General features: G+C 64.8%; 16 protein-coding genes. 5 read left to right on the top strand and 11 right to left on the bottom strand.

Going from position 1 to position 14,068, the window contains the following annotated elements:
• Together C447_RS02495 and C447_RS02500 are read right to left on the bottom strand one after the other, a co-directional pair.
• The coding region (locus C447_RS02495) for an HAD-IIA family hydrolase (protein ID WP_049904326.1) at positions 1 to 720 on the bottom strand (720 nt) is incomplete at its 3' end.
• A gap of 49 nt (positions 721 to 769) precedes the next feature.
• Positions 770 to 1,750 carry an NAD-dependent epimerase/dehydratase family protein gene (locus tag C447_RS02500; protein WP_007690593.1) on the bottom strand — a complete coding sequence of 327 codons (981 nt, stop codon included), beginning with the start codon at positions 1,748 to 1,750 and terminating at the stop codon, positions 770 to 772.
• Positions 1,751 to 1,880: 130 nt separating this feature from the next.
• On the opposite strand from C447_RS02500, the gene C447_RS02505 reads away from it, so the two are divergent.
• Positions 1,881 to 3,020 (top strand): glycosyltransferase family 4 protein, encoded by a 1,140-nt coding sequence (locus tag C447_RS02505; RefSeq protein WP_007690595.1) that lies wholly within the window; start codon positions 1,881 to 1,883, stop codon positions 3,018 to 3,020.
• 15 nt (positions 3,021 to 3,035) lie between these two features.
• On the opposite strand, the gene C447_RS02510 is transcribed toward C447_RS02505, so the two are convergent.
• The 3 genes from C447_RS02510 to C447_RS17095 all read right to left on the bottom strand — a co-directional run bounded on the left by C447_RS02510 (position 3,036) and on the right by C447_RS17095 (position 7,091).
• The gene (locus C447_RS02510) at positions 3,036 to 4,502 is read right to left on the bottom strand and encodes a sulfatase (protein WP_007690596.1); all 1,467 of its coding nucleotides are present in this window, start codon (positions 4,500 to 4,502) and stop codon (positions 3,036 to 3,038) included.
• A gap of 44 nt (positions 4,503 to 4,546) precedes the next feature.
• Positions 4,547 to 5,692, bottom strand: a complete 1,146-nt coding sequence (locus C447_RS02515; protein WP_007690597.1) for a glycosyltransferase — start codon at positions 5,690 to 5,692, stop codon at positions 4,547 to 4,549.
• A gap of 436 nt (positions 5,693 to 6,128) precedes the next feature.
• Positions 6,129 to 7,091, bottom strand: a complete 963-nt coding sequence (locus tag C447_RS17095) for a glycosyltransferase family 2 protein (RefSeq protein ID WP_007690598.1) — start codon at positions 7,089 to 7,091, stop codon at positions 6,129 to 6,131.
• Positions 7,092 to 7,235: 144 nt separating this feature from the next.
• Here C447_RS17095 and C447_RS02525 point away from each other — a divergent pair, with 144 nt between their 5' ends.
• Positions 7,236 to 7,796 carry a glycosyltransferase family 4 protein gene (locus tag C447_RS02525; protein WP_007690599.1) on the top strand — a complete coding sequence of 187 codons (561 nt, stop codon included), beginning with the start codon at positions 7,236 to 7,238 and terminating at the stop codon, positions 7,794 to 7,796.
• A gap of 54 nt (positions 7,797 to 7,850) precedes the next feature.
• Here C447_RS02525 and C447_RS02530 read toward each other — a convergent pair whose 3' ends face one another.
• The gene (locus tag C447_RS02530; RefSeq protein ID WP_007690600.1) at positions 7,851 to 8,663 is read right to left on the bottom strand and encodes a DUF7839 domain-containing protein; all 813 of its coding nucleotides are present in this window, start codon (positions 8,661 to 8,663) and stop codon (positions 7,851 to 7,853) included.
• 163 nt (positions 8,664 to 8,826) lie between these two features.
• Here C447_RS02530 and C447_RS02535 point away from each other — a divergent pair, with 163 nt between their 5' ends.
• Positions 8,827 to 9,291 carry an Hsp20/alpha crystallin family protein gene (locus C447_RS02535; RefSeq protein WP_237713331.1) on the top strand — a complete coding sequence of 155 codons (465 nt, stop codon included), beginning with the start codon at positions 8,827 to 8,829 and terminating at the stop codon, positions 9,289 to 9,291.
• Positions 9,292 to 9,487: 196 nt separating this feature from the next.
• Here the strand turns inward: C447_RS02535 and C447_RS02540 are convergent, their stop codons facing one another.
• The 5 genes from C447_RS02540 to C447_RS18710 all read right to left on the bottom strand — a co-directional run bounded on the left by C447_RS02540 (position 9,488) and on the right by C447_RS18710 (position 12,041).
• Positions 9,488 to 10,237, bottom strand: coding sequence for a 7-cyano-7-deazaguanine synthase (locus C447_RS02540; RefSeq protein ID WP_007690602.1), 750 nt, complete (start codon positions 10,235 to 10,237; stop codon positions 9,488 to 9,490).
• Positions 10,238 to 10,239: 2 nt separating this feature from the next.
• Positions 10,240 to 11,025 (bottom strand): 7-carboxy-7-deazaguanine synthase QueE, encoded by a 786-nt coding sequence (locus C447_RS02545; protein ID WP_007690603.1) that lies wholly within the window; start codon positions 11,023 to 11,025, stop codon positions 10,240 to 10,242.
• Position 11,026: 1 nt separating this feature from the next.
• Positions 11,027 to 11,515: a 6-pyruvoyl trahydropterin synthase family protein gene (locus C447_RS02550; protein WP_007690604.1), complete on the bottom strand. Its 489-nt coding sequence runs from the start codon at positions 11,513 to 11,515 to the stop codon at positions 11,027 to 11,029.
• Positions 11,516 to 11,568: 53 nt separating this feature from the next.
• The gene (locus tag C447_RS02555; protein WP_007690605.1) at positions 11,569 to 11,745 is read right to left on the bottom strand and encodes a ribbon-helix-helix domain-containing protein; all 177 of its coding nucleotides are present in this window, start codon (positions 11,743 to 11,745) and stop codon (positions 11,569 to 11,571) included.
• A 167-nt stretch (positions 11,746 to 11,912) separates the two neighbouring features.
• Positions 11,913 to 12,041: a hypothetical protein gene (locus C447_RS18710; protein ID WP_275039438.1), complete on the bottom strand. Its 129-nt coding sequence runs from the start codon at positions 12,039 to 12,041 to the stop codon at positions 11,913 to 11,915.
• Positions 12,042 to 12,367: 326 nt separating this feature from the next.
• Between C447_RS18710 and C447_RS02560 the strand changes: the two genes are divergently transcribed.
• Complete coding sequence (locus C447_RS02560) at positions 12,368 to 12,565, top strand: hypothetical protein (RefSeq protein ID WP_007690606.1); 198 nt, start codon at positions 12,368 to 12,370, stop codon at positions 12,563 to 12,565.
• Between the two features lie 744 nt (positions 12,566 to 13,309).
• On the top strand, positions 13,310 to 13,951 hold the full coding sequence (locus C447_RS02570) for a hypothetical protein (RefSeq protein WP_007690608.1): 642 nt from the start codon (positions 13,310 to 13,312) through the stop codon (positions 13,949 to 13,951).
• Positions 13,952 to 14,068: the final 117 nt, after the last annotated feature.

Below are 14,068 nucleotides of genomic sequence, written 5' to 3' on the forward strand. Positions count from 1 at the left end.
CCCCGTCGCGAGCGTGTGCTCGTCCGTGACGCCGGAGCGAACCAGGACGGTCGTCAGCCCGCCGCGCTCGCCGAGCGCGATGTCGGTATCGAGCCGGTCGCCGACCACGAGACACTCGTCGGGGTCGGACAGAGCCGCGAGCGCCGCGTCGAGGGCCTCTCCGGAGGGTTTGCCGACCACGATGTCGGGCTCGCGTTCGGCGACGCCCGCCACCGCGTTGATGATGGCACCCGACCCCGGCACCGACCGCCCGTCGTCGGTGGGGATCGTGACGTCGGGGTCGGTGCCGACGAACGCCGCGCCGGCTTCGAGCGCCCGGAGCCCCGCGGTCATGTCGTCGTAGGTGAACCCCCGGTCGTAGGAGGCCACCAGCACGTCACAGGCTTCGGGGTCCTCGACCAGCGCCAGCCCCGCGGCCTCGAACAGCGAACGGAGGCCCGACGAGCCGATGAGGAAGACCCGGTCGTCGGGGTGTTCGCGCGTGAGGTAGTCGGTCGTCACCGTGGCGGCCGACCGGATGGTTTCGGGGTCGACGTCGAAGCCCATCCCCGCGAGCCGGTCGGCGAACCCCGCGGCCGACCGTGTGGGGTTGTTCGAGAAGAAACAGGGGGTGTAGCCCGCCTCGCGGAGGGCGTCGATGCCGCGGCGCGCACCCGGAACGGGCGTCTCGCCCCGGTAGACCGTGCCGTCGAGGTCGATTATCACGCCACGGGTAGTCATTGGAAACGCTGGGGCGCGGAGCGGCTAAATCCTGGTGTTTCGGCCGACCTCACGACGAGCGAACGAGCGGTTCGTACCACTCCCGGTTGTCCTGATACCAGTCGATGAAGCGCTCGACGCCGCTCCGGATGTCCTCGGTCGGTTCGTAGCCGATCAGCTCCCCGGCCTTCGAGACGTCGGCGTGGGTGTGTTCGGCGTCGCCGGCCTGTCGCTCGCCGTACTCGATGTCGAGCTCGGGTGCGATGGCGTCCCGGACGGTCGTCGCGAGCGTCTCGATCGAGACGGTGTCGGTGCTGCCGATGTTCATGGTCTCGCCGTCGGCGGCGTCGGTGTCGAGGAGTTTCGCGTTCGCGCGGACGATGTCCGCGACGTAGGTGAAGTCCCTGGTCTGCGAGCCGTCGCCGTAGACCACGGGCGGTTCGTCGTTCGTACACCGCGAGACGAAGTTCGAGATGGCCATGTTGGGTCGCATCCGCGGGCCGTAGACGGTGAAGTACCGGAGCGCGACGGTCGGGATGTCGTAGAGGTCGCCGTAGACCCGGACGTAGTTCTCGGCGGCGAGCTTCGAGACGCCGTAGGGACTCACCGGCGTCGTCGGCTGGTCCTCCTGGTAGGGCAAGGAGACGGGCTTTCCGTACACCGACGACGAACTCGCGAACACCACGCGCTCGACGCCCGACTCGCGGGCCGCATCGAGCACGTTGAGCGTCCCCTCGACGTTGATGTCGTCGACCTTTCGGGGGTTCTCGACGCTCGTGCGGACCCCCGCCTGTGCGGCCTGGTGGAAGACGTACTCCGCGTCCGCGACGAGGTCGTGGACCGTCTCGGCGTCCCGGACGTCGCCCTCGACGAACTCGTAGCTCCCGCCGTCCTCGGCCGCGGTGCGCGCGGCCTCGATGGTCCGTCGTTTGATGCCCACGTCGTAGAACGGTTCGAGGTTGTCGAGCGCGACCACGTCGTGGCCCTCGCGAACGAACGTCTCGGCGAGATGGCCACCGATGAACCCCGCACCGCCCGTTACCAAGATCATTTTCGGATGCGAGAAAGCCAGGCGCATAAAACCTACCGAATGTCGCTCGTCGGGCCTCGGGAACCGTCATCGCCACACGCACCGGCCGCGTATCGAACCGTTTTTGCCCCGCCTGCGTCTCGAACGACCGATGCGAATCCTCCGGGTCGCGCAGAAGGTCTATCCGGACGTCGTCGGCGGCGGCCCCTACCACGTCCACGCGCTCAGCCGCGACCAGGCCGCGATGGGCCACGACGTGACGGTGCTCACGATCGGCGAGGACGGCCCGCGCCGCGAGGAACGCGACGGCTACACCGTGATCCGTCGGCCGGCGACCGCCGAACTCCTCGGCAACGACATCTCGGTCGGGGTCGCGCGATTCCTCCGGCAGGCCGACGACTACGACGTCGTCCACGCCCACTCACACCTCTACTTCTCGACGAACCTCGCGGCGCTGAAACGCCGGCTCGACTCGACACCGCTCGCGATCACGAACCACGGCCTCTACTCCCAGTCCGCCCCCGAGTGGGTGTTCCGGCTGTACCTCCGGAGCCTCGGCCGGGCGACGTTCAACACCGCCGACGCGGCGTTCTGTTACACCGTCGAGGACGCCTCGCGCCTCCGGGAGGTCGGGGTGCGAAGCGACATCCACGTGGTTTCGAACGGCATCGACGAGACACGATTCTCACCGGAGGGCCCGGCACGCTCGGGGATCGCCGGCGACCCCGCGGTGGTGTTCGTCGGCCGGCTCGTCGAGGGGAAGCGGCCCGGCGACGCGCTGGCGGCCATCGAGACGGTCCGCGAGACACACCCGAACGCGCGGCTCTGGTTCGTCGGCACCGGGCCGCTCCGGACGGAACTCGAAGACCGCGTCGCCGAGCACGGCCTCGACGACGCGGTGGGGTTCCTCGGCGAGGTCGACTACGAGGCGATGCCGGCGGTCTACCGCGCCGCCGACCTCTTCGTGCTCCCGAGCCGCGCCGAGGGGCTCCCGCGGACGGTGCTCGAAGCGCTCTCGACGGGCACGCCGGTCGTGACGAGCGACCTCACCCAGATACGGTCCGTGGTCGACGGAGCCGGCGTCACCGTCCCCGTGGGGAACCAGGAGGGCTTCGCGAGCGCGATCGACGATCTCGCGGACGACGAGGAGCGGTACGCACGCTACAGCGAGCAGGGTCGCGAGCGGATCGCCGAGGAGTACTCGTGGTCGGCGACCGCGAGGAAGACGACGACCCACCTGGCGGCACTCTGCGGGGCCGACCCACTGACCGACGAGCCGGTTTCGGACTGACTCGCGCTCAGCGGTTCAGAGATAGCCGAGGTCTTCGAGCCGGTCCTTCGTCGCGTCCGTCATCGACACCGACCCCGAGGCCTCGCTGTGTTCGAACGACTCCAGCCAGTCGTCGAGCACGGTTTCGAGCTCGGCGACTCGGTCGGAGCTCTCGTCGGCGAGGTCGGTCGATTCCTCGGGGTCGGTTCGTACCTCGTACCGTTCCCGCGTGCCGTCCGACCCGCGGATCAGTTTGTCGTCGTCGGTTCGGACCGCCCGGAGCGACCGATCGTACGGGAACCCGTCGGGCAGGGGACCGACCTGCTCGCGGAGCGCATCCATCGAAGGTTGTGGAGCCATGTACTCGGCGATGGCGTGGGTCCGGGGGTCGGCGTTCGCGTCGGGGTGGAACGACCGGCCCTGGATGGACTCGCGCATCGCGGGCGCGTCGAGATCGGCGGCGTCGAGCAGCGTCGGCGCGAGGTCGGTGAGCTGAACGAGGTCCTCGACCCGGCCACCGCCGTCGAACGCGCCGCCGGCCACGACGAGCGGGACGTGGAGGAGGCTGTCGTAGAGGGAGTACTGGTGGTCCATCAGGCCGTGGTCACCGATGTTCTCGCCGTGGTCGCCCGTCACGACGAGGACCGTATCCTCCCACTCGCCGGTGGCTTCGAGATAGCCACGGAGGTCGCCGATGCGACGGTCGAGGTAGGCGATCTCGGCGTTGTAGAGCCCGTGGAGGATGTCGAAATCCGCCTCGGTGTGCGATTCGTGACCGGTGATGTAGGCCCACGCGTCCTGTGAGACCGCCATCGCGTCGTCGTAGGTCACGCCGTTCGGGAGGTACTGTTCGGCGAGGGCGCGCGGCGGGTGATATTCGAGGTGGGGTTCGAGGTAGTTGACGAACGTGAAGAACGGCTTCCGGGAGGAGCGGTCGGCGAGCCACCCCCGAAGCCACTCGTTAGTTCGCCTCGCGCCGTCGTCGGTTCGCTTCCGAAAGAACTGGCCGTAGACCGCGTTCGCGGCGTTGATCGCCGGGTTGCCGTCGAGCAGCCGCGCGGCGAGGGCTCGAACCATCTCGCTCCCGCGTTTCGTTCGTGCCACCTCGCCGAGGTCGGTGTCGGTCTGGACGTACTGCCAGGTCTTGTAGAGAGTCTCGAACCCGCGCGCGAACCCGAACTCCTCGGAGATCCAGGTGTTGTTCGAGACGGCGACCGTCTCGTAGCCGTTCGATCGAAAGGCCTCGGCGAGCGTCGGGAGACCCTCGTCGAGATGTTTGTGTCCCGCGTGGGCACCGTGTTTCGAGGAGTAGGTCCCGGTGAACAGGCCGGCGTGGGACGGCAGCGTCCACGGCGCACTGGCGAACGCGTTGGTGTACTCGGTTCCCTCCTCGGCGAGTCGGTCGATGGCCGGAAGCCGTGTCTCACGGTGCGCGGACCGGACGACGTCTCGTGCGCGCGCGGTGTCCATCACGACGACCACGACGTTGGGGCGGGATACCATCGATCGGATGGCACAAATCGGGACGCGCCGGCCTAAATAGATTTTCAGTCGCGCCGACTCTCGCTCGGTCCAGCGGCGGTGCCACCCAGCTCCCGATAGAGCTCGATGTGTGAGGCGGTCGTGGTCCGGATGTCGAACTCGGTGGCTGCACGCTCGTAGCCGTTCTCCCCGAGCGGTTCGTCCGTTCTTAGGGCTTCGACCATCGCCTCGGCGAGGCGCTCGGGATCGTTCGGTGGAACCAATAGGCCGGTCCGGCCGTGGTCGACGACCTCCGGGATCCCCTGTACGTCGGTCGCCACGACCGGCAGTTTCGCGGCCATCGCTTCCAGGAGTACGATACCGAACGACTCTCGGGTCGACGAGAGCACGAACGCGTCCGCGAGCCGGTAATAGGGATGGATCGTTGGCACACGGCCCGTGACACGAACGTTGTCATCGAGACCGCGTTCCCGAACTGCCGACCGAAGTTCGTTCTCCAGTTCGCCCCAACCGACTATGAGTAGTTGTGCATCGGGTCGCATCTTAACGACATGACTCATCGCCTTGATCAGCGTATGCTGTGATTTCTGCGGGAAATATCGTCCGACATTCAGGAGAATAGGACCATCACCGAGACCCCACTCATGCCGTATGGAATCAGTTTTAGCTGTTCGTACCTCTGTCCCGAACTCCTCCGTGTCGAGTCCGTTGTGGATCGTACACCACTGGTGAGTTTGGCCCGGTTCGTACGCATGCGATTCGCCCGTAAACAGCCGTTCAACGGCTTTCGAGACCGCAACTGTGCGAGAATCGAGCGGCCGTGTGAGCCGTTCGAGGAGCCGCGTGATCGGGTGATAGTTGTTCGGAGCGCTGTGTTGAGTACTCACGACGGCGTCGATGCCGCCGAGCCGCCCGAAGACACGGCCCACCGTCTGAGAGTACGGGAGGTGGGCGTGGAGCACGTCGAACTCCTCGCGTCGAAAGAATCGGGCCATCCGAGCGAGCGCACGCGGGTCGAACTTGAACTCGGCTTCGAAGTCCACGACCCGCGCTCCGGCGGTTTCGAACGCCGGAACCAGCGTGTCATCGCCCTCGATGAAACACACCGTGTACTCGATATCGGTCGTAGAATCGGTATTTCTCACGATATCGAGCAGTAGCGTCGGTGCGCCACCGGGTGCGAGCTGATTGATCAGGAAACAGACTTTCATCGGGAGAGCTTGCTGAGTCTGGGATAGGAACCGGTGGAGGAAAACCTGTCCTTTCGTGGCCGATTTGTTCGGTCCGCCCGTCCGCTCGATTCAGGAGCGTGCTTTCGATCAATCTCGCACGAATCCTTGCGGTCACGTCAACCGTACAGACCGGTGAGCGGGTGTACCCAGCAGACCATCGTCGTGTCTCGTTTTTACCGGTGAAAGCTGATTTAGCCTGTATTCTGTGAGCCGACGAAGCCAGCGGACTCGTTCCGAGTGAACTGTTAGATGGAGCGCAGCGCCGTACTCGATTCGCTGTTCCCTGTCTGTCTTCTGACCGGTACGTTGCTGGCGGCGACACCGATCGGTTCCGGATCAGATACGTGGTTACTACCAATGCCTACATCGTTGTACTCGTGATTTCGTTCGTCCGCTGGGCGGGCTACCTATCAGTTCAATGCCGTAATCGCACTACAGCACGTTTCACCCCTCGTGCGGCCTCGTAACCTCGATTGCCGAGCAACGTTGCCCCAATATATGGGTAGGCTTCCCACAGTGCCGGATAGTGGAATACAGCACGGAGCAATTGTTCTCGCCCTTCGGCGTAGGCATGATTCGAGAGCGCGGACCGACCGAGTCGATACTGTATTGCTGCGACCATCTGCCGATGAAAAAGCCGGCCGTATTCACGGGCCCAATCCTCGTATTTCTCGCGAAACAGCGGAACCGTCCGATCGCGTTTCTTTCGATAACTCCGGCTGATCTGGTCGCCGGACGAGTCCGTATGCCGTGTAACGAGTACTGTTGGCACCGATTCAAAGGAACATTCCCGTGAGAGCCGGAGGTAGTAATCCCAGTCCTGCCAGCTTGGAAATCGCTCGTCGAGGAGTCCGACATGCTCGACCGCATCGTGTCGTATCATCACGGACGAAAACGTTCCGATGAAATTGTGGAGTAGTAGCTTTTTTGTCACTTTCCCCGTATGTTTCGGCGTTTTTTCGTGGTTAGTGCGGTCTCTCGAATCGACGTTCCGAACCCCGGAATAGACGACGCCCACGTTCGGTGGAGCGTTCTCGAATACGGCGACCTGTCGTTCGATCTTCTCCGGGTGCCACTCGTCGTCATCGTCAAGGAACGCAATGAACTCGCCGCTGGCGGCTTCGATCCCGGTATTGCGTGCCGCGCTTCCTCCTCTATTCTTCTCGTGGCGAAGACATTGAACGTTCGCCACGAATCGGTCGTCGAGCCTCGAAAGCACCGTCTCTACCGGTTCGTCGGAGTGGTCGTCGACGACGATGACCTCTATCGGTGAGTAGGTCTGTGCTTCGATACTCGCAAGTGCACGCTCAAGTCGACCAGGACGGTTGTACGAGGGGATGATAGCAGTAACGAGCGGTTCCGTTGAATCATCGACCATGTAGCCGTACCGGTGAGGAGTCACTTAGCACCACAGGATCCATAGCCGATGAGGTCGTGTTGTTCCACTCTACTATCGAATACCGGGACATGTGGTGTACTCGTGCTCGACCGCACTGATGTTCGGTGCCCCCACGTCTTCGAGATGCATGATGGATATAGCATTCGAGGTCAACGGCCACTTGCGAAGCCGGTTAAGCACTTTGTCGACCGCGCCGGTGGGAAGTGGCAACGAGGTCGCCAACCCTCTCGCCGGTCATCGGAGGCGTTCCGGCTGACGGTCGTCGGGAACGGCGGTCTCCGCTCCGAACTCGAAGCCCAGACACGGAATCACGGGCTAGAGTCGGCCGTCACGTTCGCCGGCCGGGTCCCGAACGACGACCTCCCGGGGATCTACGCCGCTCACGACGTCTTTTGCTATCCGGGCCGGTGGGACGAACCGTTCGGACGGGTCTTCCTCGAAGCCCTCGCGACCGGCACCCCGACCGTCGCCAGCGACGTCGGGAGCGTCGGCGACATCGTGGGTGGCGGTGGCCGGACCACCGACGGAACGCCACACGGGTTCGTCGACACGATACTGGGTCTCGTCCGCACTGGGAAACTCCGGACCGTCTCCGAGGCCGCGACACGGAAGGTCGAGGAGTACCGGGCCGAGACGGTCGTACCGCGGTTCGTGGCGCTGTACGAGCGGTCGCTCGACAGGTAGATCCTTCGATGTCCTACGGTCGCGGGATGGCTCGATGAGGGACGAGTCGGCGATTCAGGACCCGACGTCGACGACCTCGTAGCCGATGCCGCCCTGGCGGAGTTCGTCGGTGTGGGCCGAGAGCAGGTCCGCCGTCGCGAGCACCAGCACGTCGAGCCCCTTCGTGGCCGCCTCGCGAACCGCGGGCGCGGTGGCGAACCGGATGTCGATGTCGATCCCCGCGGCGCGAGCGGTCGCGAGGGCCTCGGTGCCGGCGGTCGCCACGAGGTCGTGGCCCTCGGCGAGGTCGGTCACGGTCGTCGGATCGACCGCCGAACTGCCGCCGCGCTGGACGCCGGGGACCGAGACCGCGGTCACCGACCCGACCTCGTGTTCGACGAGCCCCTCGAACTCCGTGACGCCGACGTCCTGGCCGGGTTCGGCGTCGGTGATGGCGACCGCGGTCGCGCTCCCGGCCTCGCCCGCCGTCGCCGACAGCACGCCGTCGCGCATCGTGAGCGAGACCGTCTCGTCCGCCGCGATCTCGGTGGTGGCGACCGCGGTCTCGACCTCGACGCGACCGATGACGTCCTCGGTGACGTGCCGAATGAACCCCCGGAGGTCGTCGGTCTGGCTCAGGAGCCAGTCGACACCCTCCTTCGTGACCTCGTACCGGCCGCGGCCGTGCTTCGCGACGTAGCCCTCCTCGGCGAGGTCCCCGAGGTACTCGCTCACGGCCTGGGCGGTGACGCCGATGGCGTCGGCGATCTCGCGCTGGCTCACGGCGGGCTGGCGTTCGGCGACCTCGACTAGGATCTGATAGCGCGTGGCGTTTCGCTTGCTCTCGAGAACGCCCGCACGACCGGCCTCGTCCGCGTTCGTCGGCATACCTGCCCCTCGACACCCATCGAGCAAGTAGTTTGGCGTGGCCGACGGTGGGGGTCGATTCGCCGCCGAACCACCCTTTCCGAACCCACGAAACGGCCGGCTGCTATCACCTATCTCAGTTATTTTATATAGTCAGAAGTCGTATATAGGGTCGGAGATACACATGAGCTACAAAGACACTCCCTTCGAACGCATGGACCGGATGATGGACGAGATGAACCGCCGTTTCGCCGCGACGAACTGGGGTGACTGGCAGGACGCGGACTGGCGGATGCCCGCGTTGGAGGACGGTTCCGGCGACCGCTGGGACCACAGCGAGTGGGACACCACCCTGAACGTCGAACGCGATGCCGAGGGGTTCACCGTCCTCGCCGACACGCCCGGCTTCGAACGCGACGAACTCGACGTCCGGTTCCACGACGGCACCCTCCACATCGGTGGCACGCACGAGGACGACCACGAGGGGTTCCACAGCCGCCGGTTCAGCCGCGAGATCGGCCTCGACGGCGACGTCCTCGAAGACGAGATCACCGCCCACTACCGTAACGGCGTGCTCGAGATCAGGGTGCCCACCGAGGACACAGCCGAGGTCATCGACGAGGGCCGCCACATCGAGATCGAGGACTGACGACATACTCTACTATCTGATAATTTCTGCTTGTGCTATGGATTCTGATAGTTGAAACGACGGCTGGAAGCGTCGTTTTGCCCGCGAGTACGCCGTTCTTCGCCAGAGCCGTATTCCGTCTTTTGTATAGCAATAATTGGTTTATCGGGTCCCCGCAGGACAACTCTCGAAAACCGCCGAACGCTTCGTAGAGCACTCAAGAAACCGGATCCTCGATATCGGCGTCCGCGAACGCTTCCTCGCGCTCGATGCAGGCCGGACACTCCCCGCAGGGCTCCCCGTCCGCGTCGTTGTAGCAACTGAAGGTGAGCTCCCAGTCGACCCCGAGACGGTCGCCGAGGCGCAGGACGTTCGCTTTCGAGCGGTCGATGATCGGCGTCCGGATACGGATCGAGTGCCGGTCGGTCGAGCGGTCGACCGCGCTCTGGGCGGCCTCGATGAAGCTCGGTCGGCAGTCGGGATAGTCGGCCTCGTCGTTTCGCTGGGCCCCGTGATAGAGCGTGATGGGCTCCCCGGGGTCGGTGTGGTGTTCGGCGATCGCGGCGGCCGTGGTGAGGAAGTGGAGGTTTCGCTGGGGGACGTAGCCCACGCTGTGGCGCTCGTCGGTGGTGTGGTCCCGGTCGTACGTCTTGTCCTCGATCGTCCCCGCCGCGAACCCCGCGAACACGGTCCGGTAGTCACAGCCGTGGAGCGGGATGTCGTGTCGGTCGGCCTGGGCTTCGGCGTTGGCCCGCTCGATGGCCTCCGTTTGCTGGCCGTAGTCGATGTGGATCGCCTCGACCGTCTCGTGGTCGCGGAGCGCCCGTTGCAGGCAGACCGCCGAGTCGATACCGCCCGAGAGGAGGACGAACGCCGTCGAGTTCGTGTCGGTGTCGTCGTGGACGGTTTCGTGGGTCGTTGGTCGATCGGCTGCCGGGTCGCGAGACGGGTCGTGTCGTTCGGCCATCGCTATCGCCCCGCCTCGTCGTTCCAGAGGTTGACGTGGAGGCGCGGGGTGTACCGGTAGCCATGTTCCATCGCGAGGTCCGCGACGACCCCGCGGTTCGCGGCGATTTCGGCTTCGGTTCGTCCCTCGGGCATCAACAGGACGTCCCGATCCGGTATCCGAGCGCTCGTCTCCTCACGGATCCGGTCGACGAGGTCGTTGATCTCGTCGAGATCCGAGGGGTCGGTGACGACGAACTTGAGCTGTGTGGGGTAGTCCTCGACGAGTCGCGCCAGCGCGTCGAGGTCGATACGGCGCGCTTCGTGGCGCTCGCGCCACTCGCCGTCGCCTTTCGGGTCCCGTTCAGGGGTAGGGGTGCTGCTGGCGAGCTTCGGGCTGATGCTCGCGAGGTCGATCGCGGCGTCGCGGTGGATGGTCCCGTTGGTCTCGACGGTGACGTGGTAGCCCTCGTTCCCGAGCGCGTCGACGAGGGTGACGACCGCCTCGTGGATCAGCGGCTCGCCACCGGTTATCACGACGTGGTCGGCCCGGTCGTAGCTCGTCACCTCGTCGACGATCGCTTCGATCCCCATCCAGGCGTGGGTCGGCTCCCAGGAGGTGTGGTACGAGTCACAGAACCAGCATCGCAGGTTACAGCCGCTGGTTCGAACGAAGACCGAGGGTACGCCGGCGAGCGTTCCCTCTCCCTGGAGCGAGTAGAAGAGCTCGTTGACCGGCAGCCCCGCCGCGTCGGGGTCGGCTTCGTTTCGGACTTCTTCACCGGGTTCGGCCTCGGCGTTGACCGGCATGCTACCTCGGGGCTTCCGTCCGGAGCTCGCTCGTTTCGGCGACCGAGACGGTGACGTCGGTCACCGTCGCCGGCAGCCGGTCGGCCAACCGCCGTTCGAGCACGATGCTCATCACCTCGGCCGTCGGGGGCTGGTCGAGCACGACGAGCGCGTCGCCGTCGCCACAGTCCTCGAAGGCCTCGACGAGGGGGTCACCGCGTTCGAGCAGGAACCGATGGTCCCACTCGTCGATGACGGCCGTCACGGTCCCCTTGTCGACGACCCAGCCTTCCTCCCGAAGCGTGCCGGTGACCTCGACACAGACCTCGTAGTTGTGACCGTGTGGACGGCTGCACTTGCCGTCGTGGCGACGCAGTCGGTGGCCCGCGCTGAGGCGGATCGGCCGTTCGTGTCCGATCGAGAGCGTCCGTTCGTCGTCAACGACCGACGACGAGTCGCCAACGGTCGACGACGAACCGGTTCGATGTTCGTTCGAGGCGATTCGGGGCATAGCCGGCTATTAGTCCACAGCAGCATAAGGGTGGTCAAACGAGCGAGGCGGGCCTACTCCTCGTGGTCGAGTCGGCCGTGGCGGTCGTCGATATCGTCGAGCAGGTCGAGGGTCTTCCGCATCGAGGCCCGGATCGCCTCGCTCCGGTTCACGAACTTGCCGTGTTCACCCACGTGGCTGTCGAGGTCGTCGAGGAGTTCCTGGGGGACGTCGACGCTGATCTTCGGCATACTCGATAATAGCCAGCGAATAGATTAAAGTCGCTTCGCTGATCCGGGCGCGATGTCCGTCGCTGCCGAAAGGGGAGTTACTCGGTGTGGGATAGTATCTGCAGATGGTAGGCGGAATCGACGCGGTAGCATCGATTTGGGTGTCGTCTCTCCGATTCGTCCGTGATTCAGCGGTGACTCTCGGTTCGATGGCTCTTCATCGCCCGTTCCTCCAGAAACGGGGTGCTACACTCCGGACAGCGGAACAGGCGGTCGTTGAGGGTCTGCTGGAGGGTGGTACTGGTATCGTCGGCCATGTGAACGTAACCCACACACGAGGGGTAGTAACGTTTTCTATCCGTCCAGTTCCACCCGAGATCGTTTACGAACGATATCCGTGTTGGATTTTTCTGCTCTATTTGTCGAACGATGGGATTTTCGACTCTACGGAGGAGATCGTCCCAGAAAAGCTATATCGACCTGCCTGGCGTTCGAATCGGGGGTGGCGAGTCGCGTTCCGGCCTCCCGTTTCGATAACCGGGGCGAGAGCGGATCGCCGGAACCGTGTCGATCCCCGAGAGCGCCCTCTTCCGTCCGAACGACTAAGACGAACGGCCGACCACGGTCGATACGGGTATTCGCTATGGAGGACGACGCAGAACCGGTCTACTGCAACTCGTGTGGGAAGGTAACGTACGATCTCGTCGAGGTCGAACAACCCCTGTCTGGGGGAACGACGTTGGCCTGTCCCCGTTGTAAGTCCACGGACACCGCACCCACCGCCCGACGGGCCGACCTTCCGGACTCGACCGGGAACTATCCGTCCGGACTGCTCGAATAGCTGATTCTCAGTGTGACTCCGAACGGCACTCGGGACAGGCACCATCCTCGAGGTACTCTTCGAGAACCGTCTCGCCACAGTCGTCGCACGCTTCGAGCGGGGTGTCTTCCGATTGCGCCACCATACCTGCTGATGCAGGCCGATTCATTATAACGGTTCGGGAAAGGCAGCCTGTTCGTCCACGAGAAGAGGGGAGATGTTCGTCCCCGCTGGCCGAACCGTGCCCCCGCCGTGAACAGCGTGCAGAGTCGCGAAGACACGCGAACGGGCGGCGACTGGCCATCGAAAGCACGGGTCTGATGGGTTCGTCGCCCGAACGAGCTAGCAGGCATGCGACCACCGATGTACCGGTGCGAATCGTGTGGTGAAGGGGTCTCCCTCACCGTCGTCACGGAACGGCCCGACAACCGATCGACGCTCGAATACAGCTGTTCGTGCAGAATGAAGCGTATTCGAGCCGCCGAGCTCGAGCAACTCGGCGACCTCCCCGAGGAGGAGCTGCCTCACAACTGGGAGCGCGTGAACGTGTTCCAGCCGGGTGCGACCGCGTAACCGGCTTTCGCGGCGAGCGACGTTCTCGACATTCCCAAGAGCGTGTGGTCTCGCATCGTGCAGTAGGGTGGATGGGGTACGAACCCACCCACGTTTAGCGAACGATACGGGGAAGTAAACACAAGGGTCGGTGATCGACAACCTAAGCATCTAGGGCGATCAGTGACCCGTCGGACGATAGAAACGTCGTCCATGACGAAAGACAGCGGTAAGCAGGACGGCGTCGGTCGACGGACGGTTCTTCGGCGCGTCGGCGCGCTCGGCGTCGCCGGGGCGGTCGGTGTGGGCGGGCTCCAGTACTTCGGTACCGAGCCGGTGTTCGCCCTCGAAGAGCGGACCTTCACCGCCGACGACGTCTCCATCACGTCCGGGGATGGCTCCATCAACGACGTCTGGTTCAAGCCGGTGCCGACCTACTCGTGGTCGGCGCTCGATTCGTCGCCGGAGTCGATCACGTTCACCCTCTCGGCGGAGAGCAGCGCTCTCGACGGCCAGTACGAGGAGCTGGGAAGCGAGACCAAGTCCCTCTCGGAGGGCGGTCAGTCGGGGGAGGGCGAGTACACCTTCGACGACAAACTCAGCCTGATCTCGGAGTCGGCGTCGTGGAGCAAGGAGCGCTTCGAGGCCGAAAACGACGGCGAGTCCGAGGACGTGGGCCCGATCGGCGTGCGGATCGAAGCCGAACTCGAGACGTCGACGGGCGATACGCACACCGATACGAACGACTCCGAGTTCGTCGTCGACGTCACGAACGAGGCGGTCGAGTTCGGTGACGACGGGAGCGACAGCGGCAAGGGCGGCGTCGGCGGGGTCGCCGGCACCGGTGGGAGCTAAGCACTCGCGGAGGTCGCTCGCGTCGAACGGGTCGTCGACGAACGGTTCGTTGCGTGGTCGTGTGACCGACGATCGGCGAGTCCCCACGGCCGCGTTGCCGCCGACGAACCATTTTTG

Origin of the sequence: Halococcus hamelinensis 100A6 (genome assembly GCF_000336675.1) — an archaeon.
In the GTDB taxonomy this organism is placed as follows: Archaea; Halobacteriota; Halobacteria; order Halobacteriales; family Halococcaceae; genus Halococcus; species Halococcus hamelinensis.